This is a genomic window from Streptomyces sp. NPDC029159, from assembly GCF_055564055.1.
The window spans coordinates 108,871-127,913 of the sequence record NZ_JBVHWT010000017.1; the positions used below are offsets into that span (position 1 = coordinate 108,871).

The window sequence follows — 19,043 nt, forward strand, 5'->3', positions numbered from 1 at the left end:
CCCACCCCGCGGGCGCGGGCCCGCGTCGAAGATCTGGGACGGCACCCTACCTGGGAGTACGTTCTCCGGTCAGCCTCTTGCGGCGCCAGAGGACGAGCGGGACGGCACCGGCCAGACCGAGCGCGGCGGGCGCGGCGGCCATGGCCTTGTCGATGCCCTGCTGCTTGAAGGTGTCCGGCACCGGCAGCGTCGACCAGCGGTTGATCGGCCAGGCGATGGTGAAGGCGCGGCCGACGACCTCGTCCACCGAGACCGTGCCGTCGCCCTTGAGGTTCTGGTGGTAGCGCGAGTCGAGGGAGTCGTCGCGGTGGTCGCCCATGACCCAGATGCGGTCCTTGGGGACGTGGATCGGGCCGAAGGCGCGGTCACCGCACGGCGTGTTGCCCGGGAAGATGAACGAGTCCTCCTTGAGCGCCTTGCCGTTGACCTTGACCGGGCCGGTGCCGTGGCACTCGACGGTGTCGCCGCCGACCGCGATGACCCGCTTGATCAGGTCCTTCTCCTCGGCGGACGGCATCAGACCGATGAAGCTGAGGACCTTCTGGACGGGGTTGGGCTCAGGCGTCGGGGTCTCGTTGAGCCAGCCGCCCGGGTCGTGGAAGACGACGACCTCGCCGCGCTCCGGCTTGGAGCCGAACCACGGCGTGAGCTTGTCCACCAGCACCCGGTCACCGCGCTGCAGGGTGTCCTGCATCGAGTCGGACGGGATGGAGAACGCCTGCACCAGGAACGTCTTGATCAGCAGGGCGAGGATCAGCGCGATGCCGACGAGGATCGGCAGCTCCTTCCAGAAGGCACGCTGTTTCTTGGCCTTCTTCACGCCGTCCTTCTCCTCGTCCTCGACGGGCCGCCGGGCCGCCGGTGGTGCCTGTCCTTCGTACGGTGGCTGTTGCTGTGGCTGTGCGAGATGCACGGAACCCGCCGACGCGGCCTCACCGTGCCCCGCCGGCTCTTCGGGCTCTCCGGATCCGGACCGCGCGCCGACCGCCAAGTCCCCCACATCCACTCCTTACTCCGCGCTCTCGCCCGCCCGTCAACCGGTGCAGGCCCATCACTCCCATAACGAGCGGGAGTTCCGCAGGGGTCGGGAGTGGGGTCAAAGACTCGGGCAACACCCTATGCGGGCCCGCCGCGCCCGCCGCCTTCGCGCCCGGCGCGTCGTGCACGTTCGCGAAGGTGTCGGGCTCCTCCAGACGCCGCCAGTGGGCGAACGGCCAGGCGATGACCACGGCGCGCCCGACGACGTTGTCCTCGGAAACCGTGCCACGGTACGCCTCGTCCAGATGGAAGCGCGAATCCGCGGAGTCCGAGCGGTGGTCGCCCATGACGAAAATCCGGCCGGTGGGCACGTTCACCGTGAACGGCATCTCGGACGGCGGATTGCCGGGGTGCAGATACGGCTCGGTCAGCGGGGTGCCGTTGACGGTGACACGGTGCTGCGCGTCGCAGCATTTGACGGTGTCTCCGCCGACCGCGACGACCCGCTTGATCAGGTCCTGCTCATCGGCCGAGGGCAGCAGACCGATGAAGGTCATGAACTCCTTGAACTGCTTCACCCCGGCCGGATCCTCGGCCTTCTGCGTCTGCTCGCCCTTGAGCCAGCCGCCGGGGTCCTTGAAGACGACGACGTCGCCGCGCTCGGGCTGCCAGCCGAACCACGGGGTGAGCTTGTCGACCAGCACCCGGTCCCCGATCCGGATCGTCTGTTCCATGGAGCCGGACGGAATCACGAACGCCTGGACCAGGAACGTCTTCAGGACCAGCGCGATGGCGAGCGCCACCGCGATCAGGATGGGAATTTCCTTGAGGTACGAGCGGCGTCTGCGGCGTTTGATGCGGCGCGCCTGACGCCGCCGCTCGGCCCGGCCACCGGTCGCCGGACGCTCGTCCACCGTGGTCGTACCGCCGTCGGCCTGCGGCTTGCCGTGTCGTGGGCGCCCTCGGCTACCCATGGGGGCCTGCCGGGGCGGGCACCCGGGAGAACGCCGGCGGCCGGTCCAGGCCCGTCCAGCGGCTCACCGGCCAGCTGATCCAGTCGGCCCGGCCGATGACCTTGTCGACGGGGACGGTGCCGCCGCCCTCCTCACCGAGATGGTCACGGGAGTCCCGGGAGTGCGACCGGTGGTCCCCCATCATCCACAGCTTTCCCTCCGGGACCACGATGTCGAAGGGCACCGACGACGCGGCGTCCCCCGGATATACGTAGCCCTCGGTCACGGGCTCACCGTTCACCTTGATCCGCCCCCGTTTGTCGCAGCAGGTCACCCTGTCCCCTCCGATCCCGATCACGCGCTTGACGTAGTCGGTGTCGGCAGGACGGGCCAGGCCCACCGCCGCGCCGGCTCCGCGCAGCAGGCCCGTCACGGGATTCTCCTCCGTCTCCCTGTGAACGAAAGACCCTGTGCCGTCGAAGACGACGACGTCGCCGCGCCGGGGCTCACCGCCGAAGCGGTACGCGAGCTTGTTGACCAGCACCCGGTCGCCGACCTCCAGGGTGTCCTGCATCGACGTGCTCGGGATGAGGAACGGCTGGACGACGAAGGCGCTCAGCAGCAGCACGAACGCCACACAACACGCCAGCAGCGTCAGCGGCCGGAAGCGGAAGCGGGCGGAGGTGTCGGGAAAACGCGCGGAGCGCGACCGCTCCTCCGGTCCCTGGTCAGGGACGGGGGTACGGTCGCGCTCCGGGAGCTGTGCGTCGGTGTCCATCGGAACGTGAGCCTATCCGGCCGGTTCCGGGCACCGTACGTGAGCCGGGTGCCGGGGCCCTCACCAGGGAGGACGGCCCGGCATACGGACTCAGTTGTCGCGCTTCTCCTTGATCTTCGCGGCCTTGCCGCGCAGCTCACGGAGGTAGTACAGCTTGGCGCGGCGGACGTCACCGCGGGTCACCAGCTCGATCTTCTCGACGATCGGGGTGTGCACGGGGAAGGTGCGCTCGACGCCGACGGAGAAGCTGACCTTGCGGACCGTGAAGGTCTCGCGCACGCCGCTGCCCTGGCGACGGATGACGACGCCCTTGAACTGCTGCACACGGGAGCGGTTGCCCTCGATGACGCGGACGTGGACGTTGACGGTGTCACCCGGGCGGAAGGCCGGGATGTCGCTGCGCAGCGACGCGGAGTCGACGGAGTCGAGAAGGTGCATGACCTACTGCTTTCTTCGCTGATGCCACAGGTCATCAACGGGAATTCGGAGATGATGTTCGGATGCCGTTCCGTCGGACGGGCGTCGTTCCCCCTGTGGCAGGGGCGCGCGCCGGACGCACACAGCAGCGGCCTATTCTTCCACGGCCTGGTCGGTCCGCCCAAATCGGCCGTCCTCGCCCGGGGCCCACCCCAGGATCGACAGCAGTTCGCGGTCCTTCTTGTCGAACGCGGCCGGGTCGGCCCGCTCGATCAGGTCCGGGCGGTTGCGGTCGGTGCGGCGGAACGCCTCGTCCCGGCGCCAGCGGGCGATCTTGCCGTGGTGGCCGCTGAGCAGCACCTCGGGGATGCCGCGGCCGCGCCACTCGGGCGGCTTGGTGTAGACGGGCCCCTCCAGGAGGTCGGCCATCGCGCCGGGCGCGAAGGAGTCGTCCTGGTGGGAGGCGGCGTTGCCCAGGACGCCGGGCAGCAGCCGGGCGACGGCCTCGACCATCACCAGGACCGGCGCCTCGCCGCCCGCCAGGACGTAGTCGCCGATGGAGACCTCGCGGACGTCGAGCCGGTCGCCGTACTCCTCGATGACGCGGCGGTCGATGCCCTCGTAGCGGGCCGGGGTGAAGACCAGCCAGGGCTTGGCGGAGAGTTCGACGGCGAGCTGCTGGGTGAACGGCTCGCCGCTGGGCGTCGGGACGACGAGGACGGGCTCGCCCTCACCGGAGGCGAGGACCGCATCCAGCGCCTCGCCCCACGGCTCCGGCTTCATGACCATGCCGGGGCCGCCGCCGTAGGGGGTGTCGTCGACGGTGTTGTGCTTGTCGTGCGCCCAGTCCCGCAGGTCGTGGATGCGCACATCGAGCTGACCGCGGGCGCGGGCCTTGCCGACCAGCGAGACGTTCAGCGGTTCGAGGTACTCGGGGAAGATCGTGATGATGTCGAGGCGCATCTCAGCCGTCCTCACGGCCGCTGGCGATCTCGGCCTGCGCGTCGTCGAGGAGGCCGGGCGGCGGGTCGATGACCGCACGCTGCTCCTCCAGGTCGATCTCCGGGACGATCTCGGCGACGAACGGGATCAGCACCTCGCCGCCCTCGGGCCGCCCGACGACGAGCAGATCCTGGTAGGGCAGGTGGGAGACCTCGGTGATCCGGCCGACGACGGTGCCGTCGCGGGTGACGACGTCGAGGTCGATCAGCTGGTGGTCGTAGAACTCCTCGGGGTCCTCGGGGACCTCCTCGGGGTCGACCTCCGCGATCAGCAGGGTGTTGCGCAGGGCCTCGGCGGCGGTCCGGTCGGTCACCCCGGCGAAGCGCAGCAGCAGCCGGCCGCTGTGGACCCGGCCGGTCTCGATGGTGAGCGGCCCGACCCCGGACGGGTCGGTGGCCAGGACGGCTCCGGGCGCGAGCCGCAGTTCGGGCTCGTCGGTACGCACCTCCACGGTGACCTCGCCCTTGATGCCGTGGGCGCGGCCGATCCGCGCGACTACCAGCTGCACGGTGTTGCCTCTCTGCGGCCGATCCGCCGCCGCTTGCGCGCGGCCACTGCGGCGGCGCGCGGGATGTTGCCGATTCCGGTGGCGCCGGGCGCCCGTGGGGTACGGGGCGGCGGCGCCGACGACAAAGGCCGGGGACGGCCCGAGAGCCCTCCCCGGCCCGAGCCGGTGTTCAACTGTTCAGTGGACCTGGTCCACGTCGACGAGGTCGACGCGGATGCCCCGCCCACCGAGAGCGCCCACGACGGTCCGCAGGGCGCGGGCGGTGCGGCCGTTGCGGCCGATCACCTTGCCGAGGTCGTCGGGGTGGACCCGGACCTCCAGCACCTGCCCACGACGCAGGGTGCGCGAGGCTACCTGGACGTCGTCGGGATTGTCGACGATGCCCTTGACGAGGTGCTCAAGAGCCTCCTCGAGCACGCTCAGGCCTCGGTGGACTCGGAGGCCGACTTGTCAGCCTCGGTCGCCGCCTCGTCCGCCTTCTTGTCGGCCTTCTTCGCCTTCGGGGTGATGGCCTCACCCTTCGGCTCGTCGCCGGACGCCTTGGCGGCGGCCTCGAAGAGGGCGCGCTTGTCGGCCTTCGGCTCGGCGACCTTCATCGGCGCCGGGGCGGGCAGGCCCTTGAACTTCTGCCAGTCGCCGGTGACCTTCAGGATGGCCATGACGGGCTCGGTCGGCTGCGCGCCGACACCCAGCCAGTACTGGACACGCTCGGAGTCGACCTCGATACGGGAGGGGTTCTGCACCGGGTGGTACAGACCGATTTCCTCGATGGCCCGGCCGTCACGGCGGGTACGCGAGTCGGCGATGATGATGCGGTAGTGAGGCGCGCGGATCTTGCCCAGACGCTTCAGCTTGATCTTGACTGCCACGGGAGTGGTGTCTCCTGGTCTTGACGTGGTGGGGCACAACGGGATGCCACGTGGGGTTGCGGTACTCGGTATGCCCGATGGACGCGTCAGCCGGAGGAGAGAGGGGTCCTGTGCGACTGTCGAGTACAGCGGTCCATTGTGCCACACGCCCTGCGGTCAGCCGACCGCGGCCACCTCGGGGATCCGGAACGGCTTGCCGCAGCCTCCGCAGACGATCGGGGCCTGGGCCAGCACGGACGGGACGACCCGGACGTTGCGCCCGCAGTCGCAGACGGCCTTGACGCGGACGCCGCCGCCGGACGAGCCGTGGCGGGCGGCCGGGCCGCGGAAGCTGCGGGCGCTGTCGGTGGCGGTCGCGGCGGTGTGGGCCTTGAGGGCTCTGGCGAGCCGCTCGATGGTGGGGCGGTAGCGGCGTCTGGCCTCGGGGCTGAGCGTGACCAGGGAGAAGCCGCTGCTGGGATGCGGCTCGTCGGCGTGGTCCAGGCCCAGCTCCTCGGCGACGGCGAGGAACCGGCGGTTGTGGTAGCGGCCCGCACGGGAGGTGTCGCGGATGCCGCGGGAGGCGGCGATGCCGTGGACTGCCTCGTGGAGCAGCCGTTCGAAGGAGAGCTCGGCGCCACAGGCGGACGACGACTCTCCGATCAGGGACTCGGGCGCGGCCAGATCCGGCAGCTCGGGGTGGTGCCGTTGAATATCGGCCCAGGCGAGCGCCAGCTCGGCGGCGAGAACAGGCGGTGTCGTGCTCACGTCGTGACAACGAGCCGGGGTCGCCCGGTGTTCCGATTCCGGGCCATCCCAAATAATTTGCACGTACCAGTCAGTTTCGTGCCATGGGGCGCGCCGAGGGCGGGTGACCCGTTCCGCGCCCAAGGCGCACAGGGGCCCGCAAGCCGGTGCGTACCCCCGCGTAATCCGTACGGCGTACGCCGTCGCACGGCGCGAGGCGGAGGGCGCCGTACGCGGCCGGGAGCGCCCGGGCCCCCGCCGTGTGCGTACGGCGGGGGCCCGGGTGGAGGGGCCTGGGGTCAGCCCATGAACTTCTTGAATTCCTCGGGGAGTTCGAAGTTCTGGTCGTCGGCGCCGCCGGGGGGCAGGCCGAGCGGGTTGCCGTTCTGGGCGGCCTCGCGGCGGGCCGCGGCCGCCGCCTCCTCGGCCTTGCGCTTCATCGGGTTACCGCTCTTGCGCTTGCCCTTGGCCTGCTTGGCCTGCTTCTTCTTCTTGGCGCCGCCGCCCGCTCCGGGCATCCCGGGCATGCCCGGCATCCCGGGGATGCCGCCGCCCTGGGCCATCTTCGACATCATCTTGCGCGCCTCGAAGAACCGCTCGATGAGGTTCTTGACCGCGCTCACCTCGACGCCGGAACCCCGGGCGATACGGGCGCGGCGCGAGCCGTTGATGATCGTCGGTTCGTGGCGCTCGGCCGGGGTCATCGACTTGATGATCGCGGCGGTGCGGTCGACCTCGCGCTCGTCGAGGTTGTTGATCTGCTCCTTCATCTGCCCCATGCCGGGCAGCATGCCGAGCAGCTTGGAGATCGAGCCCATCTTCCTGACCTGCTCCATCTGGGCCAGGAAGTCGTCGAGTGTGAACTCCTTGGGGCCCTTCTGGAGCTTGGCCGCCATCTTCTCGGCCTCGGCCTGGCTGAAGGTCTGCTCGGCCTTCTCGATCAGGCTGAGCATGTCGCCCATGCCGAGGATGCGGGACGCCATGCGGTCCGGGTGGAACGCGTCGAAGTCGTCCAGCTTCTCGCCGTTGGAGGCGAACATGATCTGCTTGCCGGTGACGTGCGCGATGGAGAGCGCGGCACCACCGCGGGCGTCGCCGTCGAGCTTGGAGAGGACGACGCCGTCGAAGCCGACGCCGTCGCGGAATGCCTCGGCGGTGTTGACCGCGTCCTGACCGATCATCGCGTCGACGACGAAGAGGACCTCGTCGGGCTTGACCGCGTCGCGGATGTCCGCGGCCTGCTGCATCAGCTCCTGGTCGATGCCGAGGCGGCCGGCGGTGTCGACGATGACGACGTCGTGCTGCTTGGCGCGGGCGAACTCGATCGAGTCCTGGGCGACCTTGACCGGGTCGCCGACGCCGTTGCCGGGCTCGGGGGCGTAGACCGCCACCTCGGCACGCTCGGCGACGACGGAGAGCTGGTTGACGGCGTTGGGGCGTTGGAGGTCACAGGCGACGAGCAGCGGGGTGTGGCCCTGGGTCTTGAGCCAGCGGCCGAGCTTTCCGGCGAGGGTGGTCTTACCGGCACCCTGGAGACCGGCGAGCATGATGACGGTCGGCGCGGTCTTCGCGAAGCGCAGGCGGCGGGTCTCGCCGCCGAGGATGCCGATCAGCTCCTCGTTGACGATCTTGATGACCTGCTGGGCCGGATTCAGCGCCTGGGAGACCTCGGAGCCGGTGGCGCGCTCCTTGACCTGCTTGATGAAGGCGCGGACGACGGGCAGCGCGACGTCGGCCTCGAGAAGGGCGATACGGATCTCGCGCGCCGTGGCGTCGATGTCGGCCTCGGAGAGGCGGCCCTTGCCCCGGAGGTTTTTGAAGGTACTCGCCAGGCGGTCGGAAAGCGTGTCGAACACGGCGGTCGTCGTTCCTCGGGGTCGGGGGCGTAAGGCAGTCGACTCCTAGGGTATCCGGCCCGGCAACCGGGCCACTCCGGGCCGCCGGGTCCGGTGCCGGGCGGCGTCAGTCCAGGGCGCGGCGCACGGCGCGGGCGGCGGCGTCGGCCCGTTCGCCGGTGAGCGGGGCGCCCGCGCCGTCGGTGAGGTAGAAGGCGTCGACGGCGCTGGTGCCGAGGGTGGCGGCGCGGGCTGCGCGGACGGTGGCACCGGTGGTTTCGAGGGCGCGGCAGACGCGGTGCAGCAGGCCGTGGGCGTCGCGGGCGCGGACGTCGATGACGGTGGCGGTGCGGGAGGTGCCCGGGGCGACGGTGACGGCGGGCGGCGGGGCAGCCGGTGCGTGGGGCCGGGCGGTGCGTTCGCGGGCGGCGAGGCGGGCGGGGAGGCCGAGGGTGCCGTCGAGGACCCGGATCAGGTCGGCGCGGAGCCGGGCCGCCGGGGGCAGGGCCCCGTAGTGGGCGGCGATCCGCCAGGTCAGCAGGGCGATCGGGCGGGTGCCGGCGGGGTGGAGGGTGCGCAGGTCGGCGGCGCGGACCGTGATCCGGTGCAGGGCGAGAACCCCGGCCGCGGCGGCGAGGACACCGGTGGCGGGCGCCGCGGAGGCCGGGTCCGGGCAGCGGTCGGCTGGGATGGCGAGGAGGAGCGTGGCGCCGACCGGTTCGGGGGCGGCGGGGGCGGTGTCGGTGCGCGTGGGGCCTTGCGTGGAGCCGCGCGTGGGGCCGTGGGTGGAGCCGTCGTCCGCCGCCCCGTGCGCGGTGTCCTCGGTGTGGAGGGTGAGGGCGGGGTCGCCGGTGCGGGCGGCCTCGGCGGCGAGGCGGTTCTCCTCCGCGGTGGGGGCGCGGGTGGCGGGGCCGTCCGGTACAGGGGCGCCGGCGAGGCGTTCGGCGACGCGGGCGGCGAGGCCGTCGACGAGCGCGGCGCGCCAGGCGCTCCATGCGGCGGGCCCGGTGGCGCGGGCGTCGGCCTCGGTGAGGGCGTGCAGCAGGCCGAGGGTGCGGGCGGTGCCGACGGCTGCGGCGACGGCGGTCACCGTCTCGGGGTCGTCGAGGTCGCGGCGGGTGGCGGTCTCGACGAGCAGCAGGTGGTGACGGACGAGGGTGGCGAGGACGGCGGTGTCGTCGGCGCCGAAGCCGAGGCGGACCGCGACGGCGCGGGCCAGGGGCACACCGGCCGCCGCGTGGTCGCCGGGCATCCCCTTGCCGAGGTCGTGCAGGAGGGCCGCGACGAGCAGCAGGTCGGGCCGGTCGACGCGGCGGGTGAGGGCGGCGGCGCGGACCGCGGTCTCGACGAGGTGGCGGTCGACGGTCCAGGTGTGGACGGCGTTGCGCTGCGGCAGGCAGCGGACCCGTTCCCACTCCGGCAGCAGCCGGGTGAGCAGGCCCTCGGCCTCCAGGGTTTCCCAGACGGGGACGGTGGGGGCGCCCGCGTCGAGGAGCGTGACGAACGCCTCGCGGGCCTCGGCCGGCCACGGTACGGGCAGCGGGTGGCGATCGGCCGCGGCGGCGCAGCGGCGGGCGGCGTGCCGGGAGAGCGGCAGTCCGGCCCGGGCGGCGGCGGCCGCGGCGCGCAGGCCGAGGACGGGGTCGCGTTCGGGCCGGGCGGTGCGGGCGAGGACGGTCTCCCCGTCGTGGACGACGACGCCCTCGGCGAGCGGGGTGCGCTCGCCCCGTGCGGCGGCGCGGCTCCGGGTGAGCAGCCCGCGCAGCACCGGGCGTACGGAGCGGGCGCGCAGTATCCGGTCGGCCTCGCGCCAGGTGGTGTCGGTGGCGTACGCGAGGGTGCGGGCGGCCTCGTGGACGCGGCGGAGCAGGGCGTCCGCGTCCGGGAGGCCGAGGGCGGCGGCGACCTGGTCCTGGTCCTGGAGGGCGAGGCGGTCGGTGGCGCGGCCGGTGACGAGGTGGAGGGCGTCGCGGATGTCGAGGAGGCGGTTGCGGGCGGCTTCGAGGCCGTCGCGTGGGGCGTCGGCGATCCAGGAGGCGGCGACGGCGCGCAGGGCGGTGGCGTCGCGCAGTCCGCCGCGGGCCTCCTTGAGATCGGGTTCGAGGAGGTGGCGGAGGTCGCCGTGGCGCGCGGCGCGGGCGCGTCCCAGGGCGTGGAGTTCCGGGAGGCGGGCGGGGGCGGCGGCGCGCCAGTCCGCGGCGGCGGTGGTGCGCAGCGCGTCGGTGAGGTCCCGGTCGCCGGCGAGATGGCGGGCGTCGAGCAGGCCGAGCTGCACCTTGAGGTCGGCACGGGCGGCGGCCCGGGCCCGGTCCGGGGTACGGACGGCGTGGTCGAGGGCGAGGCCGTGGTCCCAGACCGGGTACCAGAGCCGGTCGGCGAGGGCGGCGAGGTCCGGCGCGGTCGCCCGGCCGTCGTGGAGCAGCAGGAGATCCAGGTCGCTGCGCGGGGAGAGTTCGCCCCGTCCGTAGCCGCCGACCGCGACGAGCGCCGCCCCGGTCACCCCGGTGTCGGCCACCGCGGCGGCGAACAGCGCCCCGAGCCAGCCGTCGGCGAGCCGGGCGAGGGCGGCCCGCCGCTCGGGGCCGGAGATGTCTGCCTCCCCGAGGAGACGCAGGCGGGCGGCCGAGTGCTCGTCGGACGGGGCGGGGCATGGGGCCGGGCCCGGGGCGGGGCATGGGGCGGAGACGGAGCCGGGATTCGGGGCGGGGCATGGGGCCGCACCCGGGACAGAGCCCGGGACAGAGGCGAAACCGGGGCCCAGGGCAGGGCATGGGGCCCCCTCGCGGCCAGGCCCCGACCCACCGCACGGAGCCGAGGCGGGGCAGCGGCCTGGGGCCGCAACAGGACCGGAAGCCGCCCCCGAACCGGAGCGAAGGCTTGAACCGGAAGCCGACGCCGAACCGGAGCAAGAGCATGAACCGAGACCCGACGCCGACCCGGAGCGAAAGCTTGAACCGGCGGCCGACGCCGGCCCGAACCAGCGGCCCGAGCCGAGCGCCTCCCCCGCCCCGCTCTCACAGCGCATCCGTCCCCCTCTCCCCCGTGCGCACCCGCACCGCCTCGTCGACCGGCACGGTCCACACCTTGCCGTCGCCGATCTTGCCGGTGCGGGCGGCGGCCACGAGGGTGTCGGTGAGGGCGGCGGCGTCCGCGTCGTCGGCGAGGACCTCGATGCGGATCTTGGGGACGAGGTCGACGGTGTACTCGGCGCCGCGGTAGACCTCGGTGTGGCCGCGTTGCCGCCCGTAGCCGCGGGCCTCGGTGACGGTCAGGCCGTGCACGCCGAACGCCTGCAGCGCCTCCTTCACCTCGTCGAGACGGTGCGGCTTGATGACTGCCGTGATGAGCTTCATGCGTCCGCCTTCTCCGTGTCCGCGCCGTGCAGAGGGGCCGGTCCGCCGCCAAGGATTCCGAGGGCCGCGGCCGGTGCGCGGTGGACGGCGCCGCCGCCCGCGCCGGTGAAGTCGTAGGCGGTCTCGGCGTGGGCGGTCCGGTCGACGCCGGTGATCTCCTCGTCCTCGGCCACCCGGAAGCCCATCAGCCGGTCGACGCCCTTCGCGAGGGCGTAGCTGACGGCGAAGGAGTAGAGGAGGACGGCGACCACGCCGAGGGTCTGCTTGCCGAGTTGGCCGAGTCCGCCGCCGTGGAAGAGGCCGCGGGCGGTGGACTGCACGCCGCCGGTGGCGAAGAGGCCGACGAGGAGGGAGCCGACGATGCCGCCGACGAGGTGGACGCCGATGACGTCGAGGGAATCGTCGTAGCCCAGCTTGTGCTTGAGGCCGACGGCCAGGGCGCACAGGACGCCCGCGACGGCGCCGACGGCGAGGGCGCCGAGCGGGCTGACGGCGCCGCACGCCGGGGTGATGGCGACGAGTCCGGCGACCGCCCCGGAGGCGGCGCCCAGCGTGGTGAACGCCCCGTGGCGCAGCTTCTCGTACGCCAGCCAGCCGAGCATCGCGGCGGCGGTGGCGACCTGGGTGTTGACGAAGGCGACGGCGCCGACGCCGTCGGAGTTGCCCAGCCAGGAGCCGGAGTTGAAGCCGAACCAGCCGAACCAGAGCAGTCCGGCGCCGAGCATCACCAGGGGCAGGTTGTGCGGGCGCATCGGGTCCTTGCGGAAGCCGATGCGCCGTCCGACGACGAGGAGGACGCCGAGGGCGGCGGCGCCCGCGTTGATGTGGACGGCGGTGCCGCCGGCGAAGTCGATGACGCCGAGCCGGAAGAGCCAGCCGCCCTCGCCCCACACCCAGTGCGCCACGGGGAAGTAGACGACGGTGACCCACAGGGCGGTGAAGAGGGCCCAGGCGGTGAACTTGACGCGGTCGGCGAGGGCGCCGCTGATCAGCGCGGGCGTCAGCACGGCGAACATCAGCTGGAAGACGGCGAAGACGTATACGGGGATGCCGCTGGTGCCCCACAGTTCGGTCAGGCCGATGCCGCCGAGTCCGGCGAAGTCGCCGCGCCAGCCGACGATTCCGCCGTGGTCGGTGCCGAAGGCGAGCCCGAAGCCGTAGAGGACCCACAGGACGGTGACGATGCCGAGGCCGACGAAGCTCATCATCAGCATGTTGAGGACGCTCTTGACGCGCACCATGCCGCCGTAGAAGAAGGCCAGGCCCGGCGTCATCACCATGACGAGGGCGGAGCAGAGGAGCATGAAGCCGGTGTCGGCCGGGCTCAGGGTGGCCTTGGCCGCGAGCCCGTCTGCAAGGGTCTGGATGCCCGGTGGCATCGGCGTCTCCCGTCGTCGATGCGGCCCGTGCGGGTGGCGTGGGGGGGGTGGGCCGTCGTTCCTGACGAGGCTGGCGCAGCACGGTTTCGGCCACGGCCCAAGGGTGTTTCGCCGCCGTGACGAAGGCGTCTCCGGTGTTACGCGGCGGTGAACGGGCCCGGACGCGGGCCGGCCGCGGCGCCACCCGCAGACCTGGCGTGGGGAAGCCGAGTCGGGTGGTACGGGGTGGCGCCGCGGCCGGTGTCGTGCGGCCTCGGCGTCGTCAGACGGCCTCAGCCTCGGGGAGGCGGCGGGCCAGCTCCTCGCCGAGGTGGATCACCTCGGCGACGGTGCCGAAGTCGCGGGCGGCGGTGTCGACGGTCTTCCGCAGCCGGGTGTTGACCCGCTCGGAGCGGACCTGCTGGGCGAACGGTATGGCCTGCCCGGCCCGCGCCGCGCACTGCTCCGGCTCGCGCTGGAGCAGATGGACGGTGGCCATCCCGATGAGGTTGAGGGCGTACGAGCGCTGGTGCTCGGTGTCCTTGGCGAAGAGTTCGACGGCGCGCTCCATGATCGGCGCGGCGAGGGCGGCGTAGGTGGGGCTGCGCCCGGCGACGTAGGCGAGGTCGCGGTAGGAGTGGGCGTTCTCGGCGTTCAGCTCGGCCTCGGAGAAGAAGCGGATCCAGTCGGGCTCGGGCTCACGGGGCAGCGCGTCCTCGAAGGTCTCCTCGGCCATCCGGACGGCGCGCTTGACCTTGCTGGGGCGCCCCATCCCGGCGTAGGCGCGGGCCTCCACCGCGTACAGCATGGCCTGGGTGCGGGCGGTGGCCGTGTCGCGGCTGCCGTACTGCGCGAGGTGGATCAGCTCCAGCGCGTCGTCGGGCCGGCCGAGGTGGATCATCTGACGGCTCATGCTGGAGAGGATGTACGCGCCCAGGGGGCGGTCGCCGGCCTCCTTGGCGGCGTGCAGCGCGAGGACGAAGTACTTCTGGGCGGTGGGCTGGAGGCCGATGTCGTAACTCATCCAGCCCGCGAGCTGGGAGAGTTCGGCGGCGACCTTGAAGAGCCGGGTGGCGACGTCGGCGGGCTGCGGCTCCTGGAGGAGTTCGGTGACCTCGTGGAGCTGGCCGACGACGGCCTTGCGGCGCAGCCCCCCGCCGCACTGGGCGTCCCACTGCCGGAACATGGCGGTGGTCGCCTCCAGCAGGTCGAGTTCGGGGCCGGAGAGGCGGACGCGGCGGCCGCGGTCGCGGAGGGGCTCGGGCTCCGGGACGGCGCCCGGGGACGGGGGGACCGGCACCAGCCAGCGCTGCATCGGCTCGATGAGGGACGGTCCGGCGGCGAGGGAGAGGGAGGTGCCGAGGAAGCCGCGGCGTGCCAGCATCAGGTCGCTGCGGGAGAACTCGCTGAGGAGGGCGGTGGTCTGGGGCCCGGCCCAGGGCAGGTCGACGCCGGAGACGGACGGGGAGCGGTGTGCGGCGCGCAGCCCCAGCTCCTCGACGCCGACGACGCAGCCGAAGCGTTCGGAGAAGAGTTCGGACAGGATGCGCGGGATGGGCTCGCGCGGCTGTTCGCCGTCGAGCCAGCGGCGGACGCGGGAGGTGTCGGTGCTGATGTGGTGCGCGCCCATCTGACGGGCCCTGCGGTTGACCTGACGGGCCAGCTCCCCCTTGGACCAGCCGCTGCGCACGAACCACGATCCCAACTGCGTGTTGGGACGCTTCTCGGCAGTTCCGCCGCCGTTGCCGCCCACTGGTAACGCCCCCAACCGTGTGTCGTCCGACGCGAATCCGGTGCAGGATCCGGCTTGTTGAGGCATCCTGCCCCTCCGGCCCCGGCAGGTCGCGCATTCCGGCCACCGCTCCGGCCGGCCCGGCCGCCGGCGGGCCGCCCCGGACGGCACCCCCCGGCTTCGCGCACCGAAAGTAATCGTACGATCACGCCCCTCGCGAGGCCGCGCACAGAAACGCCACCATTCGCCACCCCTTCGAATGAACTGCCGCTCCGCTCCGCGCGATTGACTTGACACAGGTCGGGCGCGCCCCGGCGGAGCGATGCCCGTGACGGCGCGCGCACCACGGCACACGCCCCGTGGCGCGCCCCCGCTCCGAGGGCGCGCCGCGGGGCGTCCGCGCCCCGTCGACGGAGCGTCACGGCGGCGCTCCGGCGCCCCGTGCGGCGGGGCACCGCGACCGGCTCCGGGGGCCCGGAACGGCTCGTAACCACAGCGACACACCACCCGTTGGAGGGGGCATGGGTTTCACGATCGGCGGCATCCGGGACATCGGTGCCAGGCGCCGCGTGCGCGCGCCCGAGAGCACCACGGTGGCCGAGTACACGGGGTTGTGGGGCTGGGACGTCGTGCCCGGCGCCCGGGCGGCGCGGACCGGCGGCGGGCACCTGGAGTGCTCCTGCGGGGTGTCCGCCTGCCCGGCGCCCGGCGCGCACCCGCTCTCCTTCGGCGCGGAGATCGCGGCGGGCGCCTCGCTGGAGACGGTCACGGCCGCCTGGTCGCGGACGCCGGGGGCGGCGGTGCTGCTGCCGGTGGGCCGGTCGTTCGACGTGCTCGACGTACCGGAGGCGGCGGGCCGGTGCGGGCTGGCGCGGCTGGAGCGGATGGGGGTGCCGCTCGGCCCGGTGGCGCTGACGCCCACGGGGCGCGCGCAGTTCTTCGTCGCGCCGGGGGCGGCCGCCGGGCTGCCGGGGCTGCTCTACCGGACGGGCTGGGACGACGCGGCGCTCGATCTGCGCCCCCTGGGGCGGGGCGACCACCTCACCGCTCCCCCGTCGGACCTCGGCGCGGACGGCCCCGTGCGCTGGCTCCGTCCGCCGTCCCTGGAGACGGCGGCCCGCCCGCCGCAGGCCCGGCTGCTGCTGGGGGTGCTCGCGTACGTCTGCCACCGCTCGGACCGCCGGGCGGCGGCCGGGTAGCGCGCCCCTCCTACGCGACGGCCCCCGGCGCCGCGCTCCGTACGGGAGCGGGTACCGGGGGCCGCCTGTCGCCGGTGGCGGGGGTCAGTCGCCGATCAGCGCGTCGACGAACGCCTCGGGCTCGAACGGCGCGAGGTCGTCGGCGCCCTCGCCGAGGCCGACGAGCTTGACCGGGACGCCCAGTTCCCGCTGGACGGCGACGATGATGCCGCCCTTGGCGGTGCCGTCGAGCTTGGTGAGGACCACGCCGGTGATGTCCACGACCTCGGCGAAGACCCGCGCCTGCACCAGGCCGTTCTGGCCGGTGGTGGCGTCGAGGACGAGCAGCACCTCGCCGACCGGGCCGTGCTTCTCGACGACCCGCTTGACCTTGCCCAGCTCGTCCATGAGGCCGGTCTTGGTGTGCAGCCGGCCGGCGGTGTCGATGAGGACGACGTCGGCGGCTTCGGCGATGCCCTCCTTGACGGCGTCGAAGGCGATGGAGGCGGGGTCGCCGCCCTCGGGGCCGCGTACGGTGCGGGCGCCGACCCGCTCGCCCCAGGTCTGGAGCTGGTCGGCGGCGGCGGCGCGGAAGGTGTCGGCGGCGCCGAGGACGACGGACTTGCCGTCGGCGACCAGCACCCGGGCGAGCTTGCCGGTGGTGGTGGTCTTACCGGTGCCGTTGACGCCGACGACCATGACGACGCCGGGGATCTCGTCGCCGCCGTTGCCGATGCCGTTGGCGGTGTGCACGGAGCGGTCGGTGTCGGTGCCGATGAGGGCGAGCAGTTCCTCGCGCAGCAGGGTGCGCAGGTCTTCGGGGGTGCGGGTGCCGAGGACCTTGACCCGCTCCCGCAGCCGCTCGACCAGTTCCTGGGTGGGGGCGACGCCGACGTCGGCGGTGAGCAGGGTCTCCTCGATCTCCTCCCAGGTGTCCTCGTCGAGGTGTTCGCGGGACAGGAGGGTCAGCAGGCCCTTGCCGAGGGAGTTCTGCGACCGGGAGAGCCGGGCGCGCAGCCGCACCAGGCGGCCGGCGGTCGGCTCGGGGACCTCGATCTCCGGGGCGGGCGGGGCCGCCGGCTCGGCGACCGGCGCCTCGGCCTCGGGGGCCTCGGCGACGGGCAGCGGGGTGTCTTCGATGGTGCGACGGGGTTCGTCGCTCGGGGTCTCGGCTTCCTCACCGACCTGCGGTTCTGCGGGCGGCGCGGTGACGGAGGGCGTGACGGGGGCGGCCGGCGGGGACGGCGGCAGCTGCTTCTTCTTGCGGCCGCTGACGACGAGCCCGCTGATCGCGCCGAGCACGACCACGGCGATGACTACAGCAAGGATGACGATTTCCATAACCCTCCCAGTATCAGCCACCTGCCGTCCCCGGAGACCGCACGCGCCGATCCCGTGACCGTCGTGCGCCCCTCGCGCCCCCGCCCCGCGCCCCGGTGCGCGGGGCGCGCGTCCCATATTTCGAGGCTGGCCGGAAATCGCTGGTCAGGGGGGTGGCGGGATGCGATTGGAGGGTTCCTCGGACGGCGGGGAGCTGCGGTTTCATGGAGGGGTCCAACAGGACGTACGGCACGAACTTGGATCAAAGTACGATGGTGGACGGCTGCGCAACGCGCGTAGAGTCCTGGCGACCGAACCTGGCCGGGCACCAAAGCCGCTGCCTCGCGTATCCCGGCCGTCCGGGGGACGCCCCAGAACCGCGCACGGAGACACCTGCACCATGGGCACCACGTCCACCCCCGAAGCCGAGGGCGCCGTCGAGACCCGGGGCATCGAGCCCGTACCCGACGGCGAACGCCACGGACGCGTCCGTGAACTCTTCCCCACCTGGGTAGCCGCCAACATCAGCGTGCTCCTGCTGACCATGGGCGCCGCGCTGGTGGTCAACAACGGACTGAACTTCTGGCAGGTCCTGCTGGTCGCCGCCATCGCCGCGACGGTGGCGTTCGGCATGGTCGGGGTGTTGTCGGTGTCCGGGAAGTGGGGCGGCGCGCCGGGCGCGATGCTCTCCCGGGCGGCGTTCGGCGTCCGCGGCAACTACTTCCCGGGCGCGATCCTGTGGGTGGCCCGCTTCGGCTGGGAGACGATCAACGCCGTCACCGGCGCGTACGCGGTGCTGACGGTGTTGCGGCTGCTGTTCGGCGTCCGCGCCAACAACCTGCTGATCGTCATCACCCTGCTCGCCTTCGTCGCCTGTACGTATCTGGTGAGCGGCATGGGGCGGAAGGCGCTCAACCTCTGCAACCGGTACTCCACGTACCTCTTCGGCGCGTTCACCGTGATGGTGCTGGTGTATCTGATCGCCACCATGGACTGGCAGGCGATCTTCGCGAAGAAGGCGGGCACCACCGCGATGGTGATCGCGGGCATCGGCACCATCGCCGCGGGCGGCATCAGCTGGGTGCCCACCGGCCCGGACTTCGCGCGCTACCTCCCGCACTCCGCATCGGGCCGCCGGATCGTCGGCGCCACGGTCTCCGGCGCCGCGCTGGTGCTGGTGCCGATGGTGCTGATGGGCGGCGTGATGGCGGTCTCCAACCCGGAGCTGGCCGGGCGGAACACCGACCCGATGTCGTTCCTCGGCACCATCCTGCCGACCTGGCTGGCGGTGCCGTACCTGATCACCGCGCTGGTCGGGATGGTGCTGATCAACAGCCTGTCGATGTACTCCGCCGGGTTCACCGCGCAGACCATGGGCGTCAAGCTGCCGCGCGCCCTGGCGGTGAGCATCAACGCCGTCATCAGCCTGGTCGGCGGGTTGTTCATGATGCTGGTGGCCAAGGACTTCATCGGGCAGTTCATCACCTTCCTGACGCTGCTGGCGGTCTCGTTCTCCGCCTGGATCGGCGTCTACGCGGTGGACATGGCCCGGCGCCGCACCCTGGCCGTCCGCTACGACGCCGCCAGCCTGATGACCATCGGACGCACCAGCCGCTACTGGTACGTGGGCGGCTTCTGCTGGCAGGCCATGACCGCCTGGGCCGTAGCGCTGGCGGCGGGGCTGTGCTTCACGAAGGTGCAGTGGTTCACCGGCCCGCTGGCCACCACCTGGATCGGCCGCAACGGCCTGGGCTGGGCGGCCACGATCCTCCTCGCCGCCGTCCTCTCCGCGGTGCTGCCCCGCCCGAAGGAAAACGTCCCGATCCCGGCCGAGCGGACCGCCGACGGCCGGACGCCGCTCCGGGAGAGCTGACGGAGGCGGGGCGCGGGGTCGGCGTTCGACCCCGCGCCCGCGCCTCGTACCGGCCCACGCACGGCCCCGCGCCGGGCCCGGATCTGGCCTCGCGCCGGGCCCGCGCCCGGCCCCGTGCCTCGCCCCATGCGGGCGGCACCCGGCCCCGATACGGCGCCCCTCC

General features: G+C 73.0%; 17 protein-coding genes. 2 read left to right on the top strand and 15 right to left on the bottom strand.

All coding sequences use genetic code 11. From position 1 onward, the window contains the following. Positions 1–46 precede the first annotated feature (46 nt). The 14 genes from lepB (ACZ4U4_RS27180) to nsdA form a co-directional block, all read right to left on the bottom strand. Positions 47–1,000 (bottom strand): signal peptidase I, encoded by a 954-nt coding sequence (lepB, locus tag ACZ4U4_RS27180; protein WP_467879413.1) that lies wholly within the window; start codon positions 998–1,000, stop codon positions 47–49. After that, positions 933–1,952 carry a signal peptidase I gene (lepB, locus tag ACZ4U4_RS27185; RefSeq protein ID WP_467879416.1) on the bottom strand — a complete coding sequence of 340 codons (1,020 nt, stop codon included), beginning with the start codon at positions 1,950–1,952 and terminating at the stop codon, positions 933–935. The genes lepB (ACZ4U4_RS27180) and lepB (ACZ4U4_RS27185) overlap by 68 nt, the downstream gene beginning before the upstream one ends. Then, complete coding sequence (gene lepB / locus ACZ4U4_RS27190; protein ID WP_467879419.1) at positions 1,945–2,709, bottom strand: signal peptidase I; 765 nt, start codon at positions 2,707–2,709, stop codon at positions 1,945–1,947. The genes lepB (ACZ4U4_RS27185) and lepB (ACZ4U4_RS27190) overlap by 8 nt, the downstream gene beginning before the upstream one ends. Positions 2,710–2,799: 90 nt before the next feature. Continuing rightward, a complete protein-coding gene (gene rplS / locus ACZ4U4_RS27195; RefSeq protein ID WP_030287403.1) occupies positions 2,800–3,147 on the bottom strand; it encodes a 50S ribosomal protein L19 in 348 nt (115 codons plus the stop codon). 132 nt (positions 3,148–3,279) lie between these two features. After that, entirely contained in the window at positions 3,280–4,089 is an 810-nt protein-coding gene (gene trmD / locus ACZ4U4_RS27200; protein WP_467879423.1) for a tRNA (guanosine(37)-N1)-methyltransferase TrmD, read from the bottom strand. A gap of 1 nt (position 4,090) precedes the next feature. Next, on the bottom strand, positions 4,091–4,636 hold the full coding sequence (gene rimM / locus ACZ4U4_RS27205) for a ribosome maturation factor RimM (RefSeq protein ID WP_467879425.1): 546 nt from the start codon (positions 4,634–4,636) through the stop codon (positions 4,091–4,093). 177 nt (positions 4,637–4,813) lie between these two features. Further along, positions 4,814–5,053, bottom strand: coding sequence for an RNA-binding protein (locus ACZ4U4_RS27210; protein WP_467879427.1), 240 nt, complete (start codon positions 5,051–5,053; stop codon positions 4,814–4,816). Positions 5,054–5,055: 2 nt separating this feature from the next. Then, the gene (gene rpsP / locus ACZ4U4_RS27215) at positions 5,056–5,505 is read right to left on the bottom strand and encodes a 30S ribosomal protein S16 (RefSeq protein WP_467879429.1); all 450 of its coding nucleotides are present in this window, start codon (positions 5,503–5,505) and stop codon (positions 5,056–5,058) included. A gap of 156 nt (positions 5,506–5,661) precedes the next feature. Further along, positions 5,662–6,252, bottom strand: a complete 591-nt coding sequence (locus ACZ4U4_RS27220; RefSeq protein WP_030287393.1) for a hypothetical protein — start codon at positions 6,250–6,252, stop codon at positions 5,662–5,664. A 278-nt stretch (positions 6,253–6,530) separates the two neighbouring features. Beyond that, positions 6,531–8,087, bottom strand: coding sequence for a signal recognition particle protein (ffh, locus tag ACZ4U4_RS27225; protein ID WP_467879430.1), 1,557 nt, complete (start codon positions 8,085–8,087; stop codon positions 6,531–6,533). Positions 8,088–8,193: 106 nt separating this feature from the next. Beyond that, a complete protein-coding gene (locus tag ACZ4U4_RS27230; RefSeq protein WP_467879432.1) occupies positions 8,194–11,091 on the bottom strand; it encodes a [protein-PII] uridylyltransferase in 2,898 nt (965 codons plus the stop codon). Then, positions 11,081–11,419 (bottom strand): P-II family nitrogen regulator, encoded by a 339-nt coding sequence (locus tag ACZ4U4_RS27235; RefSeq protein ID WP_467879435.1) that lies wholly within the window; start codon positions 11,417–11,419, stop codon positions 11,081–11,083. Before ACZ4U4_RS27235 ends, ACZ4U4_RS27230 begins: the two co-directional genes overlap by 11 nt. Further along, positions 11,416–12,798 carry an ammonium transporter gene (locus ACZ4U4_RS27240; RefSeq protein ID WP_467879438.1) on the bottom strand — a complete coding sequence of 461 codons (1,383 nt, stop codon included), beginning with the start codon at positions 12,796–12,798 and terminating at the stop codon, positions 11,416–11,418. The genes ACZ4U4_RS27235 and ACZ4U4_RS27240 overlap by 4 nt, the downstream gene beginning before the upstream one ends. A 262-nt stretch (positions 12,799–13,060) precedes the next feature. Then, positions 13,061–14,530 carry a transcriptional repressor NsdA gene (gene nsdA, locus ACZ4U4_RS27245; protein ID WP_467879538.1) on the bottom strand — a complete coding sequence of 490 codons (1,470 nt, stop codon included), beginning with the start codon at positions 14,528–14,530 and terminating at the stop codon, positions 13,061–13,063. Between the two features lie 500 nt (positions 14,531–15,030). Here nsdA and ACZ4U4_RS27250 point away from each other — a divergent pair, with 500 nt between their 5' ends. After that, entirely contained in the window at positions 15,031–15,708 is a 678-nt protein-coding gene (locus ACZ4U4_RS27250) for a bifunctional DNA primase/polymerase (RefSeq protein ID WP_467879440.1), read from the top strand. 84 nt (positions 15,709–15,792) lie between these two features. On the opposite strand, the gene ftsY is transcribed toward ACZ4U4_RS27250, so the two are convergent. Further along, positions 15,793–17,028 carry a signal recognition particle-docking protein FtsY gene (gene ftsY / locus ACZ4U4_RS27255; protein WP_467879443.1) on the bottom strand — a complete coding sequence of 412 codons (1,236 nt, stop codon included), beginning with the start codon at positions 17,026–17,028 and terminating at the stop codon, positions 15,793–15,795. A gap of 379 nt (positions 17,029–17,407) precedes the next feature. Here ftsY and ACZ4U4_RS27260 point away from each other — a divergent pair, with 379 nt between their 5' ends. Then, positions 17,408–18,880 (top strand): purine-cytosine permease family protein, encoded by a 1,473-nt coding sequence (locus tag ACZ4U4_RS27260; protein ID WP_467879445.1) that lies wholly within the window; start codon positions 17,408–17,410, stop codon positions 18,878–18,880. Positions 18,881–19,043: the final 163 nt, after the last annotated feature.